At 64.3% G+C, this 24,026-nt stretch carries 25 protein-coding genes; 13 read left to right on the plus strand and 12 right to left on the minus strand.

Annotation, left to right across the window (positions count from 1 at the left end; genetic code table 11):
• Nucleotides 1–65: 65 nt before the first annotated feature.
• The 4 genes from VE092_RS15530 to VE092_RS15545 all read left to right on the plus strand — a co-directional run bounded on the left by VE092_RS15530 (nt 66) and on the right by VE092_RS15545 (nt 2,239).
• Nucleotides 66–926, plus strand: a complete 861-nt coding sequence (locus VE092_RS15530) for a LysR substrate-binding domain-containing protein (protein WP_324878223.1) — start codon at nt 66–68, stop codon at nt 924–926.
• A 74-nt stretch (nt 927–1,000) separates the two neighbouring features.
• The gene (locus tag VE092_RS15535; protein WP_324878225.1) at nt 1,001–1,303 is read left to right on the plus strand and encodes a Dabb family protein; all 303 of its coding nucleotides are present in this window, start codon (nt 1,001–1,003) and stop codon (nt 1,301–1,303) included.
• Nucleotides 1,304–1,313: 10 nt separating this feature from the next.
• Complete coding sequence (locus VE092_RS15540; RefSeq protein ID WP_039876442.1) at nt 1,314–1,748, plus strand: PaaI family thioesterase; 435 nt, start codon at nt 1,314–1,316, stop codon at nt 1,746–1,748.
• A 62-nt stretch (nt 1,749–1,810) separates the two neighbouring features.
• A complete protein-coding gene (locus VE092_RS15545) occupies nt 1,811–2,239 on the plus strand; it encodes a GNAT family N-acetyltransferase (RefSeq protein WP_006712987.1) in 429 nt (142 codons plus the stop codon).
• A 35-nt stretch (nt 2,240–2,274) separates the two neighbouring features.
• Here VE092_RS15545 and VE092_RS15550 read toward each other — a convergent pair whose 3' ends face one another.
• Nucleotides 2,275–3,852, minus strand: coding sequence for a methyl-accepting chemotaxis protein (locus tag VE092_RS15550; protein WP_324878231.1), 1,578 nt, complete (start codon nt 3,850–3,852; stop codon nt 2,275–2,277).
• Between the two features lie 316 nt (nt 3,853–4,168).
• Between VE092_RS15550 and VE092_RS15555 the strand changes: the two genes are divergently transcribed.
• Nucleotides 4,169–5,494, plus strand: coding sequence for a dicarboxylate/amino acid:cation symporter (locus tag VE092_RS15555; protein WP_234293713.1), 1,326 nt, complete (start codon nt 4,169–4,171; stop codon nt 5,492–5,494).
• Nucleotides 5,495–5,640: 146 nt separating this feature from the next.
• On the opposite strand, the gene VE092_RS15560 is transcribed toward VE092_RS15555, so the two are convergent.
• From VE092_RS15560 to VE092_RS15580, 5 genes are all read right to left on the minus strand, one after another.
• Complete coding sequence (locus tag VE092_RS15560) at nt 5,641–6,216, minus strand: PIN domain-containing protein (RefSeq protein ID WP_324878233.1); 576 nt, start codon at nt 6,214–6,216, stop codon at nt 5,641–5,643.
• Nucleotides 6,213–6,677 (minus strand): helix-turn-helix domain-containing protein, encoded by a 465-nt coding sequence (locus tag VE092_RS15565; protein WP_324878235.1) that lies wholly within the window; start codon nt 6,675–6,677, stop codon nt 6,213–6,215. The genes VE092_RS15560 and VE092_RS15565 overlap by 4 nt, the downstream gene beginning before the upstream one ends.
• 374 nt (nt 6,678–7,051) lie before the next feature.
• Nucleotides 7,052–7,900: an NRDE family protein gene (locus VE092_RS15570; RefSeq protein ID WP_324878238.1), complete on the minus strand. Its 849-nt coding sequence runs from the start codon at nt 7,898–7,900 to the stop codon at nt 7,052–7,054.
• The gene (locus tag VE092_RS15575) at nt 7,891–8,190 is read right to left on the minus strand and encodes a DUF4936 family protein (RefSeq protein ID WP_324878240.1); all 300 of its coding nucleotides are present in this window, start codon (nt 8,188–8,190) and stop codon (nt 7,891–7,893) included. The genes VE092_RS15570 and VE092_RS15575 overlap by 10 nt, the downstream gene beginning before the upstream one ends.
• Nucleotides 8,191–8,224: 34 nt before the next feature.
• The gene (locus VE092_RS15580; RefSeq protein WP_324878242.1) at nt 8,225–9,283 is read right to left on the minus strand and encodes a folate-binding protein; all 1,059 of its coding nucleotides are present in this window, start codon (nt 9,281–9,283) and stop codon (nt 8,225–8,227) included.
• Between the two features lie 153 nt (nt 9,284–9,436).
• Between VE092_RS15580 and mltG the strand changes: the two genes are divergently transcribed.
• Genes mltG through VE092_RS15595 form a run of 3 tightly spaced genes read left to right on the plus strand, consistent with a single transcriptional unit; the run spans nt 9,437 to nt 12,116 of the window.
• Complete coding sequence (mltG, locus tag VE092_RS15585) at nt 9,437–10,417, plus strand: endolytic transglycosylase MltG (protein ID WP_324878244.1); 981 nt, start codon at nt 9,437–9,439, stop codon at nt 10,415–10,417.
• Between the two features lie 42 nt (nt 10,418–10,459).
• A complete protein-coding gene (gene tmk / locus VE092_RS15590) occupies nt 10,460–11,068 on the plus strand; it encodes a dTMP kinase (RefSeq protein ID WP_324878246.1) in 609 nt (202 codons plus the stop codon).
• A gap of 10 nt (nt 11,069–11,078) precedes the next feature.
• A complete protein-coding gene (locus VE092_RS15595) occupies nt 11,079–12,116 on the plus strand; it encodes a DNA polymerase III subunit delta' (RefSeq protein ID WP_324878248.1) in 1,038 nt (345 codons plus the stop codon).
• Between the two features lie 110 nt (nt 12,117–12,226).
• Here the strand turns inward: VE092_RS15595 and VE092_RS15600 are convergent, their stop codons facing one another.
• Nucleotides 12,227–14,431, minus strand: a complete 2,205-nt coding sequence (locus tag VE092_RS15600) for a TonB-dependent receptor (protein WP_324878250.1) — start codon at nt 14,429–14,431, stop codon at nt 12,227–12,229.
• 193 nt (nt 14,432–14,624) lie between these two features.
• On the opposite strand from VE092_RS15600, the gene VE092_RS15605 reads away from it, so the two are divergent.
• The 4 genes from VE092_RS15605 to VE092_RS15620 all read left to right on the plus strand — a co-directional run bounded on the left by VE092_RS15605 (nt 14,625) and on the right by VE092_RS15620 (nt 18,137).
• Entirely contained in the window at nt 14,625–15,968 is a 1,344-nt protein-coding gene (locus VE092_RS15605; protein WP_324878252.1) for an ATP-binding protein, read from the plus strand.
• A gap of 72 nt (nt 15,969–16,040) precedes the next feature.
• Nucleotides 16,041–16,589: a response regulator transcription factor gene (locus tag VE092_RS15610; protein ID WP_324878254.1), complete on the plus strand. Its 549-nt coding sequence runs from the start codon at nt 16,041–16,043 to the stop codon at nt 16,587–16,589.
• 91 nt (nt 16,590–16,680) lie between these two features.
• Nucleotides 16,681–17,460: a TatD family hydrolase gene (locus VE092_RS15615; RefSeq protein WP_324878256.1), complete on the plus strand. Its 780-nt coding sequence runs from the start codon at nt 16,681–16,683 to the stop codon at nt 17,458–17,460.
• The gene (locus VE092_RS15620; protein ID WP_324878258.1) at nt 17,457–18,137 is read left to right on the plus strand and encodes an ankyrin repeat domain-containing protein; all 681 of its coding nucleotides are present in this window, start codon (nt 17,457–17,459) and stop codon (nt 18,135–18,137) included. The genes VE092_RS15615 and VE092_RS15620 overlap by 4 nt, the downstream gene beginning before the upstream one ends.
• An 81-nt stretch (nt 18,138–18,218) precedes the next feature.
• On the opposite strand, the gene VE092_RS15625 is transcribed toward VE092_RS15620, so the two are convergent.
• The 3 genes from VE092_RS15625 to hpnD all read right to left on the minus strand — a co-directional run bounded on the left by VE092_RS15625 (nt 18,219) and on the right by hpnD (nt 21,729).
• The gene (locus tag VE092_RS15625; RefSeq protein WP_324878260.1) at nt 18,219–19,361 is read right to left on the minus strand and encodes an alpha-hydroxy acid oxidase; all 1,143 of its coding nucleotides are present in this window, start codon (nt 19,359–19,361) and stop codon (nt 18,219–18,221) included.
• Between the two features lie 184 nt (nt 19,362–19,545).
• A complete protein-coding gene (gene hpnE / locus VE092_RS15630) occupies nt 19,546–20,877 on the minus strand; it encodes a hydroxysqualene dehydroxylase HpnE (RefSeq protein WP_324878262.1) in 1,332 nt (443 codons plus the stop codon).
• A gap of 18 nt (nt 20,878–20,895) precedes the next feature.
• Nucleotides 20,896–21,729: a presqualene diphosphate synthase HpnD gene (gene hpnD / locus VE092_RS15635; protein ID WP_077236869.1), complete on the minus strand. Its 834-nt coding sequence runs from the start codon at nt 21,727–21,729 to the stop codon at nt 20,896–20,898.
• 313 nt (nt 21,730–22,042) lie between these two features.
• On the opposite strand from hpnD, the gene VE092_RS15640 reads away from it, so the two are divergent.
• Nucleotides 22,043–22,882 carry an HDOD domain-containing protein gene (locus VE092_RS15640; RefSeq protein ID WP_324878265.1) on the plus strand — a complete coding sequence of 280 codons (840 nt, stop codon included), beginning with the start codon at nt 22,043–22,045 and terminating at the stop codon, nt 22,880–22,882.
• A gap of 90 nt (nt 22,883–22,972) precedes the next feature.
• Here the strand turns inward: VE092_RS15640 and hpnC are convergent, their stop codons facing one another.
• A complete protein-coding gene (gene hpnC, locus VE092_RS15645) occupies nt 22,973–23,782 on the minus strand; it encodes a squalene synthase HpnC (RefSeq protein ID WP_324878267.1) in 810 nt (269 codons plus the stop codon).
• Between the two features lie 34 nt (nt 23,783–23,816).
• Nucleotides 23,817–24,026, minus strand: a 210-nt coding sequence (locus VE092_RS15650; RefSeq protein ID WP_324878269.1) for a hypothetical protein, incomplete at its 5' end; no start/stop codon positions are given.

Consider the following 24,026-nt stretch of genomic DNA (forward strand, 5'->3'; position numbering starts at 1 on the left):
TTTATGACGGCCCTATTATCGATATAATCGTTAAAATTCGACGAAGCTATTGATTGAGGCTATAGATGACTCCTTCACAACTGCGCGCCTTCCTCGCCGTGGCCCGCCATCGCGGCTTTTCGGCGGCGGCCCGGGCCTTGGGCGTGAGCCAGCCGACCCTGACCACCCAGGTGCAATCGCTGGAGCGCGAACACAATGTGGAACTGTTCTTCCGCCGGGGGCGGCGGGTCGACCTGTCGGAGACGGCGCAGCGCCTGTTGCCGATCGCGCAGAACATTGCGGAACTGGAGCTGGACGCGCTGAACCTGCTGGTCAATTCGGGAGCGCTGCATGTGGGGCATCTGCGCATCGGTGCGGTCGGGCCCTTCCACGTGATCGAGATGGTGGACGCCTACCGCGCCCGTTATCCGCAGGTCGAGCTGTCGATCAAGCTGGGCAACTCGGCGCAGTCGCTGGCCGATCTGGAGAACTACGTGACCGATGTCGCGGTGTTGGCCAGCTTTACCGATGATGCCCGGTTCCACGCACTGCCCTATGCCGATCACGCGGTGGTGCTGTTTGCCCACCGCAGTCATCCCTTCTACCAGCGCGAGACGGTCGCCCTGGCCGAGCTGGAGCAGCAGCCGATGCTCATGCGCGAACAGGGTTCGACCACACGACTGGCGCTGGAAAAGGTGTTGCAGCAGGCCGGCGTGAAGCCCCGCGTGGTGATGGAGATCGGCAGCCGCGAAGCCCTGCGCGAGGCGGTGGCACGCGGCCTCGGGCTGGCGGCGGTGTCGGAGGCGGAGTTCATTCCCGACGAGCGTTTTCGCATGGTGCGCATCGAGGGCGATCCGGTGAGCACCCACACCTATGTCTATTGCCTGGCCGAGCGCCGCGAAGGGAGGCTGGTCGGGTCCTTCATGAAGATCGCTGCGCGTGGCTGACGGGGTGCCGGTCGTGGTCGGCGCTTTCGCTTATCATTGCGGTTTATCCAATTTTCGACTGAGGAAGACCGATCGTGATCAAGCATATCGTGATGTGGAAACTGAAGGACCACGCAGAAGGCGCTGACAAGGCCACCAACCTGCTGAAGATGAAGCAATTGCTGGACAGCTGTGCCAACGTGGTGCCGGGCATCCTGAAGTTCGAAGCGGTGCTGGCGCAACCGGGCCTGGAAGCCAGCTATGACGTGGTGCTGTATTCGGAGTTCGAATCCAAGGCGGCGCTGGATGCCTACCAGGACCATCCCGACCACGTTGCCATCAAGCCCTTCATCGGTGCCGTGCGCGAGGCGCGCCAGTGCATGGATTACGAGATCTGAGGCCGCTGCGATGAGTCTGCCGTTGACCGAGGTCTTCCCGCAAGGTAATCCCTACCTGCAGGCACTGGGCGTGGAGGTGCTGGAATATGGCGACGACCGCGCCGTGATGTCGCTGCTTCTCAAGCCGGAGTTCATGAACAGCTGGCAGGTGGCGCAGGGCGGCATCTCGATGACCCTGCTGGACGTGGCCATGGGCCTGTCGGCCAGGGCCGGCGTGCCGGACGCCAAGTCCTCGGCCACCGTCGAGATGAGCACCAGCTTCCTGCAGCCGGCCGGTCATGCCGGCGAGACCATCGTGGCGCGCGGCCATACCTACCATCGCTCCACCACCATGTGCTTCTGCCAGGCCGAACTGTGGAATGGCGAGCGACTGGTGGCCAAGGCCATGGGCACCTTCAAGCTGATCCGCCGCCTGGATATTTCCAGGAAGCTGGATCACGAGTGAGCCGTCTTTCACCCGTAGGCCCTCATGGCGTTTCCGTTTCAACCCTCAGCAGGAATTCCCGCATGAAAATCACCGTAGGCAGTTGGGAAGCGCTGCGCGCACACGCCCAGCCTATCCGCTTCGAAGTCTTTGTCGATGAACAGAAGGTGCCAGCCGAGATTGAGCTGGACGAGATGGACCCGCTGTGCGTGCATGCAGTGGCCTATGACGAGGCCGGCCAGCCGCTGGCCACCGGTCGCCTGCTGCCGGACGGCCATATCGGCCGCATGGCGGTGCGCAAGGCCGGGCGCGGCAAGGGCGTGGGCGGGGCGGTGTTGCAGGCGTTGATCCAGGCGGCGCGGGAGCGCGGTGACGGCGAGGTGATCCTCAATGCCCAGACCCATGCCGAGGGCTTCTACAATGCCCACGGCTTTGCCCGTGAGGGTGACGAGTTCATGGAAGCCGGCATCCCCCATATCACCATGCGGGCCAGCCTGCAGCGGCAGGCCTAGCCGTCGGGGACGGCAGGTCCGACAGGTCCGACGTTTCAGGCCGGCCGCACGCGGGCTGGCGGCTTGCCGTCTTCCAGTCTGAAATAGCACAGCTGGGCGCCCAGTTCGCGCGCCCGTTCGGCCACCACTTCGGCGGTGGAGGCCAGTTCTTCCGAGGCGGCCGCATTGCGCTGCGTGGTGTCGTTGAGTTGCGCGACGGCAGCGCCGATTTCCTGTACCCCTTCTTCCTGCATGCGCGAGGACAGCGTGATCTGGTTGATCTGCTGCGAGGCTTCGCGGATTCCCTGCAGGGTGCCTTCGGCCAGGCGCTGGCTGGTTTCCTCGGCCATGTCCACGCTTTGCTGTGCAATCACGCTGATTTCGTGGGCGCTGCCCTGGCTGCGCTCGGCCAGCTTGCGGATTTCTGCAGCCACCACCGAAAAGCCGCGCCCGTGCTCGCCAGCGCGGGCGGCTTCGATGGCGGCATTCAGGGCCAGCAGGTTGGTCTGGTAGGCGATGTCGTCGATCACCCCGACCTGGCGTGCGATACCGCGCATGGCGGCCACCGTGGTCTGTACGGCGGCGCCGCTCTTGTCGGCGTCGGCCGCGGCGGCCAGCGCGATCTGGTCGGTGCGGCGCGCGTGTTCGCCGGTCTGCTGGATGGCCAGGCTCATGCTGGCAATGGCGCTGTGGACTTCTTCTACCGCCGCTGCCTGCTCGCTGGAGGCGCCGGCCAGGGCGTGCGCGGTGGCGTTGAGCTGGCGTGAGGAGTCGCCCAGCGACTGGGTCGAGAGGGTGACGCTGCGCATGATGTCGGTGAGCCGTTCACGCATGGTGTGCATGGCGTAGAGCAGGCTGCCGCGGTCATTGCGGCGCAGTCGCACCGCCACGCCGAGGTTGCCGTCGGCGATCTGGCGCACGATGTCGGCGGCGTAATCGGGTTCACCCCCGAGCTGGCGGCGCAGGCTGATGATGATCCACAGCGCCAGGGCAATGCCCAGGATCAGGGCCACGCAGGCGATTTCGAGGTTGTGGCGGCGCAGTTCGCCGTATTCCTGCAGGGCATTGTCGTAGGCACCGCGGGTCATGGTTTCCTGCAGGTGACCGAGGGTGGCCAGTTGCGTGGCCAGGGCCGACAGGCGCGGCGTGAGCTGGGTCCAGCTGCGGTTGGCCTGCAATACCTGGGTGCTGGCGATGAGTTCGATGACCTGGTTGCGTTCGCTCAGGTAGGTTTTCCAGCTTTGCTCGAAGCGGGCGGCCTCGGTGATTTCCTCGGGGGTCAGGCGGGTGGCGCGGTAGGCTTGCCAGCCCTGGTCGAAACTGGCGTCCAGGCCGGCCAGGCGGCCCAGCCACTGCTTGATCTGCTCATTGCCGGTGGCGCCATCGGGACCCGGTTCGGTCGGCACATTGGCCATCATCAGGGCGCGGCCCATGACGTCTCGGTTCATGTACAAGGCATCGCGCACGCGGGCGATGTGGATCAGGGCCATGGTCCGGTCTTCGTAGACATAGCGCAGCTTGTCGTTGCTGGAGGCCATGCCCAGCATGTCGCGCCAGGCCAGCAGGACCACGCTGCCACACAGCACCGCTACCAGAATCCCGAGGCGGGCGGTGACCGTCAATTTTCGTCGCACGATATTTTCCTTGTGAGTGCCCGTGAGCTTTCGTTCAGTCCAGCACAGACTATAGCGAATCCTATTGCATTGCAGAATGAAGAAAAGAGCAGTTTGAACCGCTGTTTACTGAAGTTATGTGGTTTCCCACAATACCCGCCCCGTAGCGACTGCGAGATACTTGCGGCCGAACCGGGGAGGGGGAGTTCTCCCGGACGCATTGCTGGCAAAAGCAAGCAAAAAACAAGCAAATGCCCGAACGGACGACGATCCGGCAACGGCAGGCGGCGGGTCCCCAGGGACCGGCTGATATTCGATGTTTCTTGGAGAAATCATAATGACGGCGCAAAAACCGCCCCTTTACAAATCGCTGTATTTCCAGGTTCTGGTTGCCATCGTGATCGGCATCCTGCTGGGCCATTTCTACCCATCCACGGGCGAAGCCATGAAGCCGCTCGGCGATGGCTTCGTCAAACTGATCAAGATGATCATCGCGCCGGTGATCTTCTGTACCGTCGTCATCGGCATCGCCGGCATGGAAGACATGAAGAAGGTCGGCAAGACCGGCGGTCTGGCCTTGCTGTACTTCGAAGTGGTCAGTACCGTGGCCCTGATCATCGGCCTGGTGCTGGTGAACTTCCTCAAGCCTGGCGTGGGCATGAACGTCGATCCGGCGGCGCTGGATACCAAGAGCATCGCGGCCTATACCGCCCCGGGCAAGATGGGTTCGGTGACCGACTTCGTCATGGGCATCATCCCCACCAGCATGGTGGACGCGTTTGCCAAGGGTGACGTGCTGCAGGTGCTGCTGGTGGCGGTGCTGTTCGGCTTCGCCCTGCACAAGTTCGGCGGCCGCGGCACGCTGGTGTTCGATTTCATCGAGAAGATCTCGCACGTGCTGTTCTCGGTGGTGGGCGCGATCATGAAGGTGGCTCCGATCGGCGCCTTCGGTGCGATGTCCTTCACCATCGGCAAGTACGGCGTGGGTTCGCTGTTCTCGCTGGCCAAGCTGATGGGCACCTTCTACCTGACCTGCCTGCTGTTCATCTTCGTGGTGCTGGGGATCATTACCCGCCTGCACGGCTTCTCGATCTGGAAGTTCGTCAAGTACATCAAGGAAGAACTGCTGATCGTGCTGGGTACCTCTTCCTCGGAATCGGTACTGCCGCGCATGCTGGCCAAGATGGAAAATGCCGGCGCCAAGAAGACCGTGGTCGGTCTGGTGATTCCGACCGGTTACTCCTTCAACCTGGACGGCACCGCGATCTACCTGACCATGGCGGCCGTGTTCATCGCCCAGGCCACCAACACGCCCATGACCTTCGTGCAGGAACTGACGCTGCTGGGTGTGCTGCTGCTGACGTCCAAGGGCGCGGCGGGCATCACCGGTTCCGGCTTCATCGTGCTGGCGGCGACGCTGTCGGCGGTGGGCCACGTGCCGGTGGCCGGCCTGGCGCTGATCCTGGGTATCGACCGCTTCATGTCCGAAGCGCGTGCCCTGACCAACACCATCGGCAATGGCGTGGCAACCCTGGTGGTGGCCAAGTGGAGCGGCGAACTGGATAGCGAGCGCCTGACCAAGGTCTTGAACAACGAGACCGTGGAAGATGCGCAGGCACCGGAAGCCGTCCTGGACCGCACCGAAGCCAAGATGCATCACTGAGTCACCCCAGCGGGATTCGCTCCCGCCAGGCTGGCCTGATCGGCCCCACCCCCGCGCCTTGTCTGGCGTGGTGGTGGGGCCGATGTGTTTTTGGGTGGCGAAATCGGCAGAATTGGCGGAGATTGCGGCGAGCCGCAGCGGCCGGTCTAGAGAACGGCGCGATAGGCGCGGAGTGCCTTGACCGTCTGCGCCAGGCCCTGGCGCAAAAGGATGTCGAGGTAGTGATCCACGTCCACCGATGGATTCTTCAGCTGCGCGCGTTGCCGCTGCGCGGCGGCGGCGACTGCGGCTGCGTCGAGGTCCAGCAGATTGTGGGCGAACTCATCGGGATGCTGTGCTTCGATGCCGTAGGGCGCGAGGACCTGGGCTGGGAAATCCCGCTCGTTGAAAGTCACGATGACACTGGCGCCGCAGCGGATGGCGGCCGCCAGAACGTGTCGGTCGTCCGGGTCTGGCAGGTGCAACCCGGCGACTAAGGCTTCGTGGCCTTCCACCAGACTGTCGGGAATGGCGCGATCCATCAAGGCCGAGGTCCGATCCAGTTGGGTGCGGGTGAGATCGGGGCGTTTGATGAGCAGATTACGTTTCCACTCCTCATGAATGGCTCGACTCCAGCGCGCCCGGAACAGTCCCGACAGGCCCAGCCACATCAGGAAGTCCCGTAATGGCGCAGGGTAGAGCACGCAGGCATCGTAGACGGCGGTGAAGGGCGAATGCCTCATTCGTATCCCAGTCCCAATTCCTGTGACTGCCGGGCGAGGTCGGCCATGGCCTCGGTACTGGCCTGTTCCCGCTCGGTCTTGTACTGCATGAGGTCGGCAAATTTGACGCGACGGTGCTTGCCGGCGCGATGGAAGGGGATGATGCCATCCTCCAACAGCTTGACGAAGTGAGGGCGCGAAACATTGAGCAGGTCAGCGGCTTCCTGGGTGGTCAGTTCTGCGTGGACCGGTACGACCTTGACGGCGTTGCCGTCGGCTAGTTCGGCCAGTATCTCAACCAGCAGGCGCAACGCCGACGTCGGTAGTTCGACTTCATGCGCCCGGTTCTGGGCGTCGAAAATCTGGATGTGCTGAGTGTCGACCTGCGTGCTCAGGTAGGCTGCCAGGGCGCGTTGGCCGCGCACGGCCAGTTCGACATCCTTGGCGGCGGGCAGGGACATGGTGGCTGCGGACGGGGTCATGGCGGGCTCCAGGAAATACTTGAGCGGCCATGCTATTCGAAACAGACGAAAATCGCAATAATCGAAAATCGCAGGGTCCGATCATGCAGGCGTGAAGCTGGTGACACCCGCCGGACTGGGGGGCAACTGAAAGACGCGCCTACGATGCCATTTGCATGGAACGCATTGTCGACGTGAGGCAACCGCTGGCGTTCGGTACGGGCGAAAAAAAAGCCCACGACCTTGCGGTGTGGGCTTGAATCCAATTCTTTAGGAGGAAATTGGAGGAGACAGGTGTAACTTTACTGCTCCGCATCAAATCAGGCCAATTTATCTTCCAAATATCAGATATACACTTTGGTTATTTCACCTGGACAAGGAATGAAGGCCCCGGGTCAGGTGCTGTGCGGCTTTGCGCCAAGCTTGTCGTCGCCGGGTGAAGCATCTTGCACCCTGGGCTTGCAGGGAATACGGCAGGCCTTGTCGGTGGCGGCCTCGCCGCTATATTGCATCGCCATAGGATCGACCACGTGTTCGGTCAGCACCGGTTCGCCGACGATGGGCACGCGCAAGACCGTGGAGCAGCGGGTGCCATAGTCGGGCGAGCGGATGAAGATGGGGGAGAGCATGCGCTCCTTTTCCAGCCCGATGCCAGTGTCGGGCAGGCGGCAGTCGTTGGCGCGGGTGCCATCGGTGAGCATTTCGAAGAAGGTCTCTTCCGGCGCGCCCTGGCATAGCAGGCTGGCGAATTGCGCCTTGGCGCGGGTGAGCTTGGGCCAGGGGGTGTCGAGCAGGGCGTTGGAGACCCCATAGACGCCGTATTCCAGCGGCTGGCCATTGCGGGGATCTTCGTTGCCGCGGTTGGAATACCACAGCATGGTCTCGGGATTGCCCAAGAGGAGGTTGAAGCCGTTGTATTGCTGGGCGCGCGGCTCGATCTGGCGCAGGTAATCCTGCGGCGTCATGTCGCCGGCCAGGTAGTCGGCCACCAGCTGGCCCCGGGTCGGGGCATCCGTTCGTCGTTCTGAGGGTGCGCGCACATTGGTCAGGGCGGCAAAGCGGCCATCGCGGGTCACGCCCAGCCAGGTGCCGCCGCCTTGCAGGTCGCGCCCGGCGTAGATCTTGGGATGGTCGTTCCACCAGGCGGCGTCAGCGGCCGGGCGGGCGTAGAACTCGTCGCGATTGGCGGCCATGATCAGCGGCATGCCGGGGATGACTTTCCAGGCGAAGATGATCAGGCACATGGGGCGATATCCTCGAACTGTTCCACATGACGAGTACCGCTGATGAGGGGCAGGGCGCCGGCCTCGGCCAGGGCCTGCTCCAGGGCGTGGGTGAATCCCTCGGCATCGGTGTCGGCGATGCCGGGGTAGATTTCCATCCAGGTCTGCAGGCCGTCCTGCTCGCCAGGGCGGCGCTTGAGAGCCCCGCTCACCTGATTGTGCGCCTGCAGGGTGGCCTGCACGCCCCGGATCTTGCCCAGCAGTGTCGGGGCGTGGGTGCTGGCGACCCGGTAGTAGATGTAGAGGTCCATGGTGATTCCCTATGGCTTGAACGCTGCACGCCGCTTATTGCGGATCGGCCAGCTCATAGGGGAGATCATGGAAATGCAGGGCAGGGCCACCGGCGGCGCCCAGATGGACGGTATCGTCGGCGGCGGCCAGTTTCATCTCCACCAGGGCCAGGGCGTGATCCTGGTCCAGCGGTTCGGCATTGACCACCATGCCGCAGGGCTGGCCGGGATCGGCGGCAGAAAAGACTTCATCACCGGCCCGGGCGCCGGCGCTGGCGATGGTGGCCAGCAAGGTGCGCCGCTTGAGCTTGCCCAGGTACTGGCTGCGGGCGACGATTTCCTGGCCGGGGTAGCAGCCTTTCTTGAAGTTGACGCCACCGATCAGTTCGAAATTGATCATCTGCGGTACGAACTGCTCTTGCGTGGCGGCGAGGATGCCGGGTACACCGGCGCGGATGTCGGTCAGGCGCCAGGCCATCGTGGCGGTGGGCTTCAAGTGCTGCACCAGCTTGGGCCAGGCGGTGCTCAGGGTGTCGACGGCGGCAATCCATTGATAGCGCGGGCTGCCGGCGGCGTCGGCCATGCGGATCAGGGTGCCATGGCTGTTGTCGACCTTGTCGTAGGGGGCGGCCGGCAAGACCGGGAACCACTCGGCCAGGCCGTTGGCGGCGGCGGGCCCCACCAGGCCCAGTGCTGCGCGCTCGGCGCTGACGTCGGCCAGCTTGGCCTTGGCGCGCAGGATGAACATCTGCAGGCGCTTCTGGATGGCGGGTTGCAGTGCGCGCGGCAACTGCAGGAAGATCCCGGCTTCGTCGCGCCACATCAGCAGGGTGGCCAGCAGTCGGCCCTTGGGCGAGCAATAGCCGGCCAGGCGGGCGGCATCGGCGGTGAGGTGCTGCACATCATTGGTGAGCTGGCCGTGCAGGAAGGCAGCGGCTTCTTCGCCGGTGGCCGCGATCAGGCCCAGGTCGGTCAGCGGCGCCACGAAACTTTCCAGGCTTTGCGGGGCAGCCGCGCCGAAGCCGAGTACGTCCTGGCCCTGGTCGTCAAACTGGGCGCCTTGCTGCGCGAGGAAGTCACGCCAGGCGGAGGGCGATGCGGTGATGTCTGTCATAGGAAATCTTTTACGGATTACGTCGGATTACGTCTTGCCGGGGTGAAGTCCCCGGCAAATTAGGCAACTGTCGTGCCAGCGATTATCATTGATGCCTCGATTATAGTGATCTCCGAAAAATCGCGTCGGAACTACAGGGATTTCGCATCAGGTATGAAGAAGTTATTGGCAACATTGTTCGTGCTGGCCGCGCTGGTGGCCGGTGCCGGCCTCTACTGGACCAAGCAGCCCATCGTGCCGGCCAATGGCCAGCTGATCGCCTTTACCATCACGCCGGGGGCCGGTGTGTCGGGGGCTGCCCAGCAGATCGCGGCAGCCGGGGTGCCGCTCAATCCGGACCTGTTCACGCTGTATGCGCGCCTGTCCGGCGAAGGTGGCCGCATCAAGGCCGGCAGCTATGAGATCAAGCCCGGTTACACGCCCCAGCGGCTGCTGCTGCAACTGGTGCGCGGCGAGTTCGCGCAGGAGGCGCTGACCGTCATCGAGGGCTGGACTTTCAAGCAGATGCGCCGCGCCATCGCCGACCAGCCGGCGCTGAAGCACGATACCGCCAGTTGGACCGACCAGCAGATCCTGGCCAAGCTGACCAACGAATACACCTATCCGGAAGGCCTGTTCTTCCCCGATACCTATCTCTTCGCCAAGGGCGCCAGCGATATGCAGGTCTATAAACAGGCCTTCGCGCTGATGAGCAAGAAGCTCAACGAAGCCTGGGCGCGGCGCGATCTGTCGCTGCCGTATCGCACGCCCTATGAGGCGCTGATCATGGCGTCCATCGTGGAAAAGGAGACCGGGCAGAAATCCGAGCGCGGCATGGTGGCCGGTGTGTTCGTCAACCGCCTGCGTACCGGCATGCTGCTGCAGACCGATCCGACGGTGATCTATGGCATGGGTGATCGTTACCAGGGCAAGATCCGCAAGGTCGACCTGCTGACCGATACGCCCTATAACACCTATACCCGTGCCGGCCTGCCGCCCACGCCTATCGCCTTGCCGGGGGCGGCCTCGCTGGCGGCGGCGCTGAACCCGGACAAGACCGAGGCCTTATACTTCGTGGCGCGGGGCGATGGCACCAGCCATTTCTCCAGCAACCTGAACGAGCACAACCAGGCCGTCAACCGCTACCAGCGCTGATCCGCCTTTCTTTTCACCGATTCATTCTGTAGCGATACCTTCATGGCATCAGGCAAATTCATTACCTTCGAAGGCATCGACGGCGCCGGCAAGTCGACCCATATTCCCTTCGTCACCGAGCTGCTGCGCGCGCGCGGCCTGACGGTGGTGGCCACCCGCGAGCCGGGTGGTACCGAACTGGGCGAGCGCCTGCGCGAACTGGTGCTGCATCACCCCATGCACCTGGAAACCGAGGCCCTGCTGATGTTCGCCTCGCGGCGCGAGCACCTGGCGCAGGTGATCAGCCCGGCGCTGGAACGCGGCGACTGGGTGATTTCCGACCGTTTCACCGATGCCACCTTCGCCTACCAGGGCGGCGGCCGCAAGCTGGCGCTGGACAAGCTGGAAAGCCTGGAGCAGTGGGTGCATCCGCATCTGCAGCCGGACCTGACGCTGCTTTTCGACGTGCCGCTGGAAGTGGCACGCGCGCGCCTGGATGCGGAACGCACCCTGGACAAGTTCGAGCAGGAGAAGGCGGACTTCTTCGCCAACACCCGCGCCGAATACCTGCGCCGTGCCGCGCAATTCCCGCAGCGTTTCCGCATTGTCGATTCCACCCGTCCGATCCCGGTGATCCAGGACGAATTGCGCGCCATCGTGGCCGCACTGTGAGGGGCGCCGCATGTCCGTGACTTCGACCGATCCCTTGCTGCCCTGGCAGGGCGAGAGCTGGTGTCAGCTGCAGCAGCTGCGCGAGCGCCTGCCGCATGCGCTGCTGTTCTATGGTGCGACCGGCACCGGCAAGACCCGCTTCGTGGAGGCCTTCGCCAAGTCGCTGCTGTGCGAGTCGCCCACGCCCGAGGCGCATGCCTGCGGCGTCTGCCCGTCCTGCAACTGGTTTTCGCAATCCAATCATCCGGACTATCGCCGGGTGCGCCCGGAGGTGTTGGAGGATGAACCCGGCGAGGACGACAGTGGCGAGGAGAAGAAGACCGCCAAGGCCAGCAAGGCGCCTTCCAAGGACATCAAGATCGACCAGATCCGTGCGCTGGCCGATTTCATGAACGTGTCCACCCACCGCTCCGGCCTGCGGGTGGTGATGCTGTATCCGGCCGAGGCGCTCAACACCGCCGCGGCCAATGCCTTGCTCAAGACGCTGGAAGAGCCGCCGCCGGGGACCATGTTCCTGTTGCTGTCCAATCGTCTTGATCGGCTGCTGCCGACCATTCTCTCGCGTTGCCGCAAGTTCGCCCTGAACGCGCCGGGCCACGACGAGGCGCTGGCCTGGCTCAAACAGCAGGGTGTCAAGGATGCCGACGCCTGGCTGGCCGAGCAGGGTGGGGCGCCGCTGGCGGCGCTGGAGGCGGCGCAGGGCGAGGGGCGCGAGGCGCTCGACGAGCTGCTGCGGCAACTGGCCCAGCCTGGCGTGGATGGCGCCCTGCGCGCTGCCGACAAGTTGCAGAAGACGCCCGCCGCCGAGCTGGTGGGCTGGGTGCAGCGCTGGCTCTATGATCTGCTGTCGCTGAAATCGGCCGGGGTGGTGCGTTATTACCCGCGCTACGGCAAGGAACTGGGGCGGCTGGCCGAACGGGTCGATGCACTGGCCTTGTCCAGGGCACTGCGTGGCATGGGTGACCGCCGCGCCATCGCTGACCATCCCTTGTCGGCCAAGCTGTTCATCGAGGAAATGCTGATCGATTACGCGCGGATGTTCGACTGAGACAGACCTGTTGCGGCGCAGTCCGCTTGCGCCCAGGCGCATGAAAAATCGCCCGGTCCCCACACTGTGGGGCCGGGCGATTTTCATTGCAGCAAACGCTTGCGTTCAGATCAGAAGGCCACCGATACCGAGGTGCTGAAGGTACGCGGATTGCCCAGTACCAGGTAGCCCGAGTTGGAGGCACCACCGGCCGACTGCCAGTAATTGCGGTTGGCCAGGTTCTCGATGGCGGCGCGGAAGGTGACGGCGCGACCGCCGATGTCGGTCAGGTAGCGCGCACCCAGGTCGTAGCGCACCCAGGATGGGACTTCCAGCTTGTTGGCGGCATCCACGTACTGGGTGGCGGTGTAGGTGGCGCGACCGTTGACGGTCAGGCCACGCACGCCGGGGATGTCATATTCGACGCCGGCATTGGCCTGCATCTTGGGTACACCGATGGCGTACTTGCCATTGTTGGTGCCGCCATTGGTCTGTACCTGCTTGGCATCGAGGAAGGTAATGCCGGAGAGCAGGCGCACGCCCCGGGTCACTTCGCCATAGGCGGTCAGCTCGACACCACGGTTTCGTTGCTTGCCGTTGGTGGATTCGATGCCGGTGGACACATCCTTGTACGACAGCGGACGATCAGTGGTAAAGAAGGCCGCGCCCAGGCCGAGTCCGCCCAGTTCGTACTTCACGCCGACTTCCTTCTGCTTGGACTTGTAGGGCGCCAGGATCTGGCCGTAGTTGGCGGCGGTGGTATCGGTGATCTGCTTGCCTTGCTGCAGACCTTCGATGTAGTTGCCGTACACGGACAGGTTCTTGAGCACCTTGAACACCACACCGGCCATGGGCGAGGTGGCGCTCTGGTCATAGTGGCTATTGTTGACGTGGGTATTGTAGGCGTAGCCGTCCGACTTCAACTGCTGCTGGCGTACGCCCAGCGTCACCAGCAGGCGGTTGTCGTAGAAGCCCAGGGTGTCGGAGACCACGGCGCTCATCAGTTGGGTCTTGATGGTGGTCTGCGGATCGGCCAGGTCATTGCCCAGCGAGACCAGGGCCGGACGTGCGTAGGTGCTTGGATTGTAGAGATTGGTGGCCAGCGCGTAGGAGGTGGAGGTGCCGTAGGCATTGCGAGAATCCAGCGAATACGCCGAGGCGGCAGCCACCAGCTTGTGCGAGACGGTGCCGGTGTTGAACTGGGTGCGCACGCCGATCTCGCCGGTGGCGACATCATCCTGACGAGCATTGTCGAAGCGATAGGTGGCGGCCGCGCCGGTGCCGGCATTGGTCAGGCGTACTCCAGACAGCGAGTTGTTTTCGGTGCCCTGGCGCGCGCCGAAGGCGGCCCAGGCGGTGGTGCTGGCCGACAGGTCCCATTCGCCGCGCACGGTGCCGAAGATGTCGCGGGCGTTGGAGTACGACCAGGGCTGCGCATAGTTGGACGAACCGCTGGGAGCGGTCGGTACCGCTGTCACGCCGCTGCCCATGGTGACGCTGGGACGCATGTTGCTGAGGTTGTTTTCCTGTACGCCGAGGTCGGCCGAGAGGCGGAAGTCATTGCCGCGATAGTCCACGCCCAGGGAGAAGACATTGGTCTCGCGCTTTTCGTTGGACACGCCCGTGCCACCTGCATGACGGGCGGCATTGACGCGCACGCCCAGGCGTTCATCGGCGCCCAGGCGGCGCGAGACGTCGATGGCTGCGGACTTGCTGTTGCCCGACTCGTAGCCCAGGGTTACTTCGGTCAGGGCTTCGCTGGAGGCGCGCTTGGGCAGGATGTTGATGGTGCCGCCCAGGCCGGCATCGCCCGGGGTGGCGCCATTGAGGAAGGCGCTGGCGCCGTACAGCACCTCGACGCGCTCGATCATTTCCGAGGCGACGTACTGGCGCGGCAGGATGCCGAACAGGCCGTTGTACATCAGGTCGTCCGAGTTGGCGATGAAGCCGCGGATCATGTACGACTCCTGGAAGTTGCCGAAGCCGCGGGTGGTGCGCACCACCGGGTCGTTCTTGAGCACGTCACCCACGCCGTGGGCCTGCTGGTCGGCGATCAGCTGGCGGGTGTAGGCCACCGAACGCACCGGGCTGTCCAGGTTGTCGACATTACCCAGCACGCCCAGGCGGCTGCCACGTGCCACCTGGCCACCGGCGAACTCGGCCGGCAAGCCATCGGCCGAGGCGTCGGCGGAGGCGTTCACGGTGACGGTCGGCAGGGCGGTCTGATCCTTGGGTTCAGCGGTGGCGGTCTGCGCCAATGCCGGCAGCGGAGCCAGGAAAGCCAGCGCCAGGGCGGCAGCCAGCGGATGAAGACGGGGAGAGTAGCGAGTCGACATGAAGATTCTTTCGAGAATTTCCAGCAGGAATGAAGAAGTAAACCAAAACGGCGCAAAGTATAATTAAAAATCGTTATCATTTACATTCATTTTTCACGAAATTGATATGACGTGTTGGGAAAAGACCGCCGCCCCTGCCGTCGACCCTGGCCGGGGCCGGTCGAAGAAGGCCCAGGCCCGTATAATCCTGCCCATGATTTCCCTCGGCTCATTCCTGGCGGCGCCGGTGGCGCGCGTCGATCCGCCGCAGCATCTGCTGCTGTCGCGCCTGTTCTGGCTGCGCTGGGCGATGGTGGCCGGCGAACTGCTGGTGCTGGCCGGCGCCCATGCCTGGCTGCATATCGCTTTGCCGATGTCGCCCTTGCTGGCCTTGATCCTGCTGCAGCTGCTCATCAATGGGGGAACCTGGCTGCGCATGCACTGGGCGCGGCCGGCGGAGCAGGGTGAACTGTTCATGCAGTTGTGGCTGGATGTGGCGGTATTGACGGCCTTGCTGTATTTCTCGGGCGGCTCGACCAATCCCTTCGTATCCTTCTACCTGCCGGCGCTGGCGGCCGGCGCGGCCATCCTCAACTGGCCCTATGCGGCGCTGCTGGCGCTGAGCGCGCTGGGTGGCTATTCCGGGCTGGTGTACTTCTACCAGCCGCTACATATCCACGACCATGGCCAGGCGATGGCCTATCACCTGGCGGGGATGTGGATCAATTTCACGATCTCGGCGTTGCTGATCACCTGGTTCGTCGGTCGCATCGCCGCCGCGGTGCGCTCGCGCGACCGGCAACTGGGCCAGGCCCGGGAACGCCAGCTGCAGAGCCATCGCATCCTGGCGCTGGGCACCCAGGCTGCCGGTGCCGCCCACGCACTCAATACGCCGTTGTCGACCGTGGCTGTGATCGCCGGGGAGTTGCGACGCGAGATGGCCGACAACCCGGCGCTGGGTGCCTACGACGAAGACCTGCGCATCGTCGAGGAACAGATTGCGGTCTGCAAGGCAGCGCTGGACAGCATGCGTCAGGACGCCGATGCCCAGTTGCGCAACGAGGACAGCGCGGCCATCACGCCCTGGCTGACCAGCCTGCTGGAGGGCTGGCGCCTGCGTCACCCCGCCGTGCTGCTGGTGGCCGAGGTACACCAGCCGGGTTGGTTCGCCAATCAGTTGCAGGACCTGTCGCAGATCCTCTTGACCCTGCTGGACAATGCGGCTCATGCGGTGCGCGGGCGGGGTCATCAGGGGGAAATCCGGCTGCGGCTGTTTGCCGCCGATGCGATCCATGCCCCCGACGCGCCATCGCAGCGCGGGACGTTGGCCAAACCAGGCAAGAAGACGGCTATCATCGAGGTCTCCGACAATGGCAGCGGTATCGCGCCCGAGCTGCTCCAGCGCCTGGGGCATGGGCCGGTCGTCAGCAGTTCGGGCGGTTCGGGGATTGGTCTGATGCTGGCGTTTGCCAGTGCCACGCATCTGGGAGGCAAGCTGCGCCTGCGTTCCGTGCCGGGTGAAGGCACCGTGGCACAGTTGCGCTTCCTCTTGCGCTGAATGTTTTTGTTTCCTGTTTTGACCGACTGATGTGATGTTTCATGTGATGTTTCTTTTATTGCAGGCTTTTTGATGAGTGCAGCTTTCCTGATCCTCGACGATAACGATGTCTTTGCCGGCACCCTGGCCAGGTCGCTGGCGCGTCGGGGTTTCCGCCCGACCGTGGCGCACAGTGGCGAAGAGGCGCTGGAAGCGGCGCGTCGTGAACGTTTCGACTACGCCACCATCGACCTGCAGCTGGAAAAGGATTCCGGCCTGCAATGGGTGTCGCCGCTGCGTCAGGCCTTGCCGGAGGCCCGCCTGCTGGTGCTGACCGGCTACGCCAGCATCGCCACCACGGTACAGGCGATCAAGTCGGGCGCCGACAACTACCTGGCCAAGCCGGCCAATGTCGATTCCATCCTCTCGGCGCTGAACCATGCCAGTGGCGGTGAGCGTACCGACGAACCGGTGCCGCCGATGGAAGAGGCGTCGCCGCTGTCGCTGGAAAGACTGGAGTGGGAACACATCCAGCGCGTGCTGGCCGAGCATGAGGGCAATGTCTCTTCCACCGCGCGGGCGCTGAACATGCACCGCCGTACCCTGCAGCGCAAGCTGGCCAAGCGGCCGGTGGCGCGCTGAGGGCCGGCAGGCTTCCGGCTCCCGGCAAGCTGAGACTTACAGCCTGCCCCAAGGGGCGACAGGCTGTCGGCATGGCTTTACAATAGCGGCCATGTATATCGATTCCCATTGCCACATCAATTTTCCCGACCTGGCGGCGCGCCTGCCGGAGATCTTCGGCAAGATGGCCGAAAACCAGGTCAGCCATGCCCTGTGCGTGTCGGTGGACCTGCCTGATTTCCCGCAGGTATTGGCCCTGGCTGAGCAGTATCCCAACGTCTACGCCTCGGTGGGCGTGCATCCGGACTACGAAGACACGCCGGAGCCCTCGGTGGAACAGCTGGTGGCGCTGGCCGACCATCCGCGCATCGTCGCCATCGGCGAGACCGGGCTGGATTACTACCGCCTGCAGGGTGACCTGGAATGGCAGCGCGAGCGCTTCCGCGCCCATATCCGCGCCTCGCGCGCTACCGGCAAACCCCTGATCATCCATACCCGCTCGGCGTCCGAGGACACCATCCGCATCCTGCACGAAGAGGGTGCCAGCCCGGCGGCCGGGGGCGCTGCCGGCGTCATGCACTGCTTCACGGAATCGCAGGAAGTGGCCGATGCGGCCATCGAACTGGGGTTCTACATCTCGTTCTCGGGCATCGTCACCTTCAAGTCCGCCAAGGACCTGCAACAGGTGGCGCGCACCATCCCGCTGGAACGCATGCTCATCGAGACCGATTCGCCCTACCTGGCGCCGGTGCCTTTTCGCGGCAAGACCAACGAGCCGGGCTATGTGCGCCACGTGGGCGAATTCATCGCCGACCTGCGTGGCATCCCGGTGGCCGAGGTGGCACGCCAGACCTCTGAAAATTTCTTCAAGCTGTTCGGAATCACACCATGACCCTGCTGGAAAAGCTGCGTTCGCGCTGGCGCGGACTGGGCGGCCTCGGCCGCATCGTCCTCTATACTTCACTGTTGTTGCCCGGTGCCGCCCGGGCGGGTGCCTACGAAGAATACTTCCAGGCCATCCGCATGGATAACGTGTACTTCCTCAAGCAACTGATGCAGCGGGGCATGGGACCCAACCTGATCGAACCCAAGCGCGGTTATACCGGGCTGATGCTGTCCATCCGCGAAGATTCGATGAAGGCCTTCGACGTGCTGGTCAATGCGCCCGACGTCAACCTGGAAGCCCAGGCCACCAATGGCGACACGCCGCTGATGCTGGCCTCCTTCTACGGCAACATCCCGGTGGTCAAGCTCTTGCTCTCCCGCGAAGTGGAGGTCAATCGTCCGGGCTGGACGGCATTGCACTATGCGGCCATCAATGGCAGCTCGGAGATCGTCAAGCTCTTGCTGGATGCCTCGGCCTACGTGGACGCCGAATCGTCCGACGACAAGATGACGCCGGTGATGCTGGCCGCCATGCGCGGGCGGGTGGCAGCGGTGGAGGTGCTGCGCGACAACGGCGCCGACCTGACGCTGAAGAACAAGGATGGTCTCACCGCCATGGACCTGGCCCGGCGCTACGGGCAGGAAGGCGTGATCGACGTCCTCAACGAAAAGCCACGCCAATAGACGACTGCGGCTGCGCCTGAAAGCAAAACGTCCCGGCCACCTCGCGGTGGACCGGGACGTTTTGCTATGCGGGTGCTGGCCTTAGCGCACCAGGATCTGCGGGCCGACGTCCTTGATGTCCTTGGTGCCGGTCAGCGCCATGCTGACATCGAGTTCCTTGCGCATGATCTCCAGCATCTGCGAGACGCCCTCGCCACCCATGGCGCCCAGGCTGTAGAGGAAGGCCCGGCCGATCATGGTGCCGCGTGCGCCCAGGGCCACCGCCTTGAGCACGTCCTGGCCGGAACGGATGCCGCCGTCGAACCAGACTTCGATCTGGTCACCCACGGCTTCGGCAATGGCCGGCAGGGCTTCGATGGAGGACATTGCGCCATCCAGCTGGCGGCCGCCGTGGTTGGAGACGACGATGGCGTCGGCTCCGGTCTGCACGGCCAGCTTGGCGTCTTCCACATCGAGGATGCCCTTGAGAATCAGCTTGCCGCCCCATTGCTCCTTGATCCAGGCCACGTCGTCCCAGTTCAGGGTGGGGTCGAACTGGCTGGCGGTCCACTTGGAGAGCGTCTGCACGCCACCGGCGCCTTCACCGCCCTTGATGTGGCCGGCCAGGTTGCCGAAGGTCTTGCGCCCGCCCAGCGCACGCAGCGCCCAGCCAGGCTTGCTGGCCAGGTCGAGCAGGGTTTCCAGGGTCAGCTTGGGCGGGACCGACATGCCGTTCTTGAGGTCCTTGTGGCGCTGGCCGAGGATCTGCAGGTCCAGCGTGAGCACCAGTGCCGAGCACTTGGCAGCCTTGGCGCGATCGATCAGCGATTTGACGAAACCACGGTCGCGCATCACGTAGAGCTGGAACCAGAACGGCTTGGTGGTAACGCTGGCCACGTCCTCGATGGAGCAGATGCTCATGGTGGACAGGGTGAAGGGGATGCCGAACTTCTCGGCCGCGATCGCGCCCAGCATCTCGCCATTGGCCCACTGCATGCCGGTCAGGCCGGTGGGGGCGATGGCCACGGGCATGCTGACATCGTGGCCGATCATGGTGGTGCGGGTGCTGCGTTCGTCGACATTGATGGCCACGCGCTGGCGCAGCTTGAGCGAGGCCAGGTCCTTGGTGTTGGCGCGGTAGGTGCTCTCGGTATAGGAGCCGCTGTCGGCGTAGTCGTAGAACGCCTTGGGAACACGCTTCTTGGCCAACAGGCGGAAGTCTTCGATACAGGTCATGACCGGCATATTTTTTTCTCCGTAATGATTCAATGCGGCTTGACGCCGCCGGGCTTTTGTTGGGCAGACACGAACCGGAATCGGGGCTGCTGATGAGCATTTCAGGTGGAACGCTATCGTAGTGCATCGCTGCCTGCGATGGGGTGAATCCCTTTGCACCACCGATGAAAATTTTACGGCCGGCAATTCGGCCCTAGACTGCCAGCCCTCGCGCCGCCGCCTGTCCGGCGCGCACCGCGCCTTCCAGGGTGGCGGGGTAGTCGCCGGCCACGTAATCCCCGGCCAGGGCCAGCCCGGCCGGCACACCGGTCTGGTCAGGACGTTGCAGGCCCGGGGTGCAGGCGAAGGTGGCGCGCTTTTCGGTGATGACCTTGCTCCATGTTGGTGCTGCCAACTCCGGTTGACCGAAATCCTGCGCCAGTTGGCGGGCGATGCCGCTGGTCAGCGCCACGTGGCCGTCGGTGATGGCCTGAGCGGCGGCGCTGACCACCACTGCCAGCAGGCCGGCGGTGCCGCCCAGTTGCCCGCGGTCGAACACGAACTGGCCCCAGGCCTGGCGCTCGGGGTCGTCCAGCAGGGCCAGGAAAGGAGCCGGCAGCCGTACCGCCTCACCATAGTGGAGGTAGCAGGTGGTAATCGGTTCATGCGCCAGGCCTCGCAGCAGGTGCGTGTCGCACAGCCCCTCCAGCAGTTGCGCGGCTGCTTCGGGGCCGGTGGCCAGCACCACCCCGGCGAATTCGCCCAGGCTTTCGCCCTGACGATCTTCCAGTCGCCAGCTGCCCGCTTCGATACCTGCCAGCAGGCGGGCCACCGCCACCCCCGGCCGGACCAGGCCGCCGCGCCGGCTCAGGTAGGTTGCGGCGGCATCGGGCAGCAGCGCAGCCAGGTCCAGCCGTGGGATCAGCATGTCGGAGGCGGCGCGGCGCGCGCCCAGGCTATCGCGCAACACGTTGAGGAAGACCTGGGCCGACGCCCGCTCGGGCGGCGTATTCAGGGCGGCGATGCACAGCGGGCGCCACATCAGCCGGATCACCCGGGCAGTCTGGTCGAAGCGCTGCAGCAGTTCGGCCACGCTGCAATCCTCGTGCAATTGCCAGCCCATCCAGCGCGCCGTGGTGGAAAAGCGGGCCAGCGCCATCTTGTCTTCGCGCGCCAGTCCCTTGGCGCGCAGCAGCGCGAGGGCCACATGCCAGGGCGCGGGCATGCGTGGTGCGACGAAATCCATGCCCTCGGCCTGGTTCGCCAGCGGATAGCGCATCTGCAAGGGAAGTCGTAGCAATGCCGTGGCGGGATCGACGCCGACCTGTTTCATCAGGGCCAGCGTGGCGCGATAGGCGCCCAGCAGGATGTGCTGGCCATTGTCCAGCGTGCGCCCATCGAGCTCTACGCGCCTTGCCCGGCCACCCAGGGTGCGGGCGGCTTCGAACAGGCTGACCCGGTGCCCGCCGGCGGCCAGCGCCACGGCAGCGGCGCAACCGGCCCAGCCGGCACCGATCACGGCGTAGTGGCGGGGGGCGTCGCTCATACTGGCGTGGCGCAGCGATCAGCCGAAGACATAGGTCTTCCAGGCCAGCCACAGCTTGCGGATGGGCGTGAGCGAGATGCGCTGGTTGAGCACGTGATAGCCGTCACGGGTGATCTCGTCGAGCAGGGTGCGGTAGATGGCCGCCATCATCAGCCCTGGGCGCTGGGCGCGCCGGTCTTCCTTGGGCAACAGGGCAAAGGCTTCGTCGTAGACCGCCTGGGCACGTTCCACCTGGAATTTCATGAGCGCCTCGAAACGCTCACTGTGGCGGGCGTTGAGGATGTCGGCGGCGGTGACGTTGAATTGCTGCAGTTCGTTGACCGGCAGGTAGATGCGGCCCTTGCGGCCATCTTCGCCGACATCGCGGATGATATTGGTGAGCTGGAAGGCCAGCCCCAGTTTTTCGGCGAAGAGCAGGGTGCCGGGCTGGGTGTGGCCGAAGATGCTGGCCGAGAGCACGCCGACCACGCCGGCCACGTGCCAGCAATAGCGCTGCAGGCCGGGATAGTCGAGGTAGCGGCTCTGGTCGAGGTCCATTTCCATGCCATCGATGATGGCCTGCAGATGTTCGCCCTTGAGCTGGTAGGTGGCCACGTGGGGATGCAGGGCCTTGGTCACCGGGTGGGTGGGCTGGCCTTCCAGCATGGCGGCGATTTCCTTGCGCCACCACATCAGCTTGGTGCGCGCCACCATGGGATCTTCGATTTCATCGACGGTATCGTCGACTTCGCGGCAAAAGGCGTACAGCGCCGTGATCGCCAGCCGGCGTTGCGGCGGCAGGAACAGGAAGCTGTAATAGAAACTGGAACCGCTGGCGGCGGCCTTCTGCTGGCAGTATTCGTCTGGAGACATGGATGCGTGGCTGCGGTTGATGCGGGCCGCAAACGCGCCATTGAGGCCGGTTGCGGCAAAGGCGCTATGCTAGCCGAGTGCGCCCGGCAGGGCAAATCGGGCTTTCCGCATGGGGCATGTATTGCGGCGCCTGACGTTGTCCTTTAAGCTCAAGCCGATGTCATCCGGAAAATAAATTCACATAACATCAAATCCGGATGAATTTTGCCGATAATGGACAGGAAGCATCGCCCGCTGCAACAGCATGAAAACTGCGGCGCAGCAAAAGTCACCCCGAGCAGGACTGGACGACGTACAGGAGGCTGGAGACATCATGGACAGACTGGAGATCTTTCGTAATATCGCCTCGCAGGCCGGACGGGGGGAGCTGGTGTTCCCGGCCAACGTCAGCGCGTCGATCAAGCTGCAGAAGGCCCTGGCCGATCCTGATTGCCACCTGGAGCTGGCGGCCAAGCTGGTGATGGCCGAGCCGCTGGTATCGGCGCGCACGGTGGCCATCGCCAATTCGGCGGCCTACAACCGTTCCGGCGGGGAAATCAACAATGTGCGGGCGGCGGTGATGCGCCTGGGGTTCCGTACGCTCAATACCATCACCACCTCGGTGATCGTGCGCCAGCTGGGCCGTACCATCAATAACCCTGGCATGCGCATCAAGTCCGCGCAGCTGTGGGAGCACTGCGCTCATGTGGCCGCCACGGCCTATGTGCTGACGTCCAAGCTGACCAAGGCTGACCCGGAGACGGCGATGTTTGCCGGCATCGTGCACGAGGTCGGGGGCTTTTACCTGTTGTCGCGGACCGATGATTATCCGGGCCTGCTCGACGGTGGTACCGAGGACTGGATGGAGTACGGTGAAAAGATGATCGGCCGCGCCGTGCTCAAGAAGCTCGGCGTGCCGCAGCCGGTGGTGGATGCCATCGAGTCGCTGTGGCACGGCGTACGCGTCTTGCCGCCGCAGACCATCGGCGACGTGCTGTTGCTGGCCAAGGAACTGTCGCCGGTGCCGTCGCCGCTGCAGCGTACGGCCGTGGCCGAAGCCGGCATCGGTGGCGAGAACCTGGTGGATGACTACATCGGCGATCGCTCGCTGCGCGACATGCTGGATGATTCGGAAGAGCAGATCCGTACCTTGACGGCGGCGCTGCTGGTCTGAATCGTCTGTCGTTGTTGCACACCCTTTGCGGGTGTGGATGCCGAGCCCCGCAAGCCCCGCGCTGTGGGGCTTTTTCATGTCCGGCCGCCGCTACCTGGTCAGCCCGCGCCAGCCGACGATCAGCCAGTCGCGCTTGCCCAGCCTGGGGCGCTGCCTGAAGACATCCCCCTGTACGTGCTCGATGCGCTCCAGGATGCGCAGGCCGCCTTGCACCACCATGCGCAGTTCCAGCCCGATACGGCCCGGTAGTCGGCGCGCCAGCGGTGCGCCGGACAGCATCAGGTCGCGTGCGCGCATGATCTCGAACTGCATGAGTTGCTGCCAGCGTGGTGCGCTACAGCCGTCGGCGATGTCCTGCGGGCTCACGCCGAAGCGCGCCAGGTCTTCCAGGGGGAGGTAGATGCGCCCCTTTTCCCAATCGATGGCGACGTCTTGCCAGAAATTGATCAATTGCAGGGCACTGCAGATGGCATCCGAATCGCGCAGGTTCTCTTCAGTTGCTGCGCCGTAGAGGTGAAGCATCAGCGTACCGACCGGATTGGCGGAACGGCGGCAGTAATCCAGCAAGTCCTCGTAGCGGGCGTAGCGGGTGGTCACCACATCCTGGCGGAAGGCTGAGAGCAGGTCACGCAACGGCTGCAGCGGCAGCGCATGGTCGGCGATGGTCTGCTGCAGGCGCTGGAAGATCGGCGTGGTGCAGCGGCTGCCGGCGGCGATCAGGTCCAGTTGTGCTTCGTAGGCCTGCAGGGCCGCCAGCCGCTGCGCCGGTTCGGCATCGCCTTCATCGGCGATATCGTCGGCGCTGCGGGCGAAGGCATAGATCGCTCCCACCGCCGGGCGCAGGTGCGCCGGCAGTAGCAGCGAGGCGACGGGGAAGTTCTCGTAATGGTCGACGGCCATGAGGGGAGCGCGCGTGCTGAGAGTGTGGGAACGCTCAGTCGAACTTGTCCTTGAGCAGTGCCTCGATGGTGGCGATGCGGGTTTCCACGGTCTCCAGCAGGGCCTTGGGCATGGTGCCGCCGGCATTGAGTTGCGCGGCCAGCGAGCGGGCGATGCCCATGGCGCCTTCGGTGAACTGCTTGCCATCCTTGGACAGCACGGCTGCGGCCGTGAAGAGGGTGGAGAACAGGATCTGGTCGGCGGT

This window comes from Herbaspirillum sp., assembly GCF_035644555.1.
Lineage (GTDB): Bacteria > Pseudomonadota > Gammaproteobacteria > Burkholderiales > Burkholderiaceae_D > Herbaspirillum.

What these genes read in the sequence shown, in the direction of transcription:
- VE092_RS15530 (WP_324878223.1), top strand. Translation starts at nt 66, where the DNA reads ATGACTCCTTCACAACTGCGCGCCTTCCTCGCCGTGGCCCGCCATCGC.
- VE092_RS15540 (WP_039876442.1), top strand. Translation starts at nt 1,314, where the DNA reads ATGAGTCTGCCGTTGACCGAGGTCTTCCCGCAAGGTAATCCCTACCTG.
- VE092_RS15545 (WP_006712987.1), top strand. Translation starts at nt 1,811, where the DNA reads ATGAAAATCACCGTAGGCAGTTGGGAAGCGCTGCGCGCACACGCCCAG.
- VE092_RS15555 (WP_234293713.1), top strand. Translation starts at nt 4,169, where the DNA reads ATGACGGCGCAAAAACCGCCCCTTTACAAATCGCTGTATTTCCAGGTT.
- VE092_RS15560 (WP_324878233.1), bottom strand. Translation starts at nt 6,216, where the DNA reads ATGAGGCATTCGCCCTTCACCGCCGTCTACGATGCCTGCGTGCTCTAC.
- VE092_RS15565 (WP_324878235.1), bottom strand. Translation starts at nt 6,677, where the DNA reads ATGACCCCGTCCGCAGCCACCATGTCCCTGCCCGCCGCCAAGGATGTC.
- VE092_RS15570 (WP_324878238.1), bottom strand. Translation starts at nt 7,900, where the DNA reads ATGTGCCTGATCATCTTCGCCTGGAAAGTCATCCCCGGCATGCCGCTG.
- VE092_RS15575 (WP_324878240.1), bottom strand. Translation starts at nt 8,190, where the DNA reads ATGGACCTCTACATCTACTACCGGGTCGCCAGCACCCACGCCCCGACA.
- VE092_RS15580 (WP_324878242.1), bottom strand. Translation starts at nt 9,283, where the DNA reads ATGACAGACATCACCGCATCGCCCTCCGCCTGGCGTGACTTCCTCGCG.
- mltG (WP_324878244.1), top strand. Translation starts at nt 9,437, where the DNA reads ATGAAGAAGTTATTGGCAACATTGTTCGTGCTGGCCGCGCTGGTGGCC.
- tmk (WP_324878246.1), top strand. Translation starts at nt 10,460, where the DNA reads ATGGCATCAGGCAAATTCATTACCTTCGAAGGCATCGACGGCGCCGGC.
- VE092_RS15595 (WP_324878248.1), top strand. Translation starts at nt 11,079, where the DNA reads ATGTCCGTGACTTCGACCGATCCCTTGCTGCCCTGGCAGGGCGAGAGC.
- VE092_RS15600 (WP_324878250.1), bottom strand. Translation starts at nt 14,431, where the DNA reads ATGTCGACTCGCTACTCTCCCCGTCTTCATCCGCTGGCTGCCGCCCTG.
- VE092_RS15605 (WP_324878252.1), top strand. Translation starts at nt 14,625, where the DNA reads ATGATTTCCCTCGGCTCATTCCTGGCGGCGCCGGTGGCGCGCGTCGAT.
- VE092_RS15610 (WP_324878254.1), top strand. Translation starts at nt 16,041, where the DNA reads ATGAGTGCAGCTTTCCTGATCCTCGACGATAACGATGTCTTTGCCGGC.
- VE092_RS15615 (WP_324878256.1), top strand. Translation starts at nt 16,681, where the DNA reads ATGTATATCGATTCCCATTGCCACATCAATTTTCCCGACCTGGCGGCG.
- VE092_RS15620 (WP_324878258.1), top strand. Translation starts at nt 17,457, where the DNA reads ATGACCCTGCTGGAAAAGCTGCGTTCGCGCTGGCGCGGACTGGGCGGC.
- VE092_RS15625 (WP_324878260.1), bottom strand. Translation starts at nt 19,361, where the DNA reads ATGCCGGTCATGACCTGTATCGAAGACTTCCGCCTGTTGGCCAAGAAG.
- hpnE (WP_324878262.1), bottom strand. Translation starts at nt 20,877, where the DNA reads ATGAGCGACGCCCCCCGCCACTACGCCGTGATCGGTGCCGGCTGGGCC.
- hpnD (WP_077236869.1), bottom strand. Translation starts at nt 21,729, where the DNA reads ATGTCTCCAGACGAATACTGCCAGCAGAAGGCCGCCGCCAGCGGTTCC.
- VE092_RS15640 (WP_324878265.1), top strand. Translation starts at nt 22,043, where the DNA reads ATGGACAGACTGGAGATCTTTCGTAATATCGCCTCGCAGGCCGGACGG.
- hpnC (WP_324878267.1), bottom strand. Translation starts at nt 23,782, where the DNA reads ATGGCCGTCGACCATTACGAGAACTTCCCCGTCGCCTCGCTGCTACTG.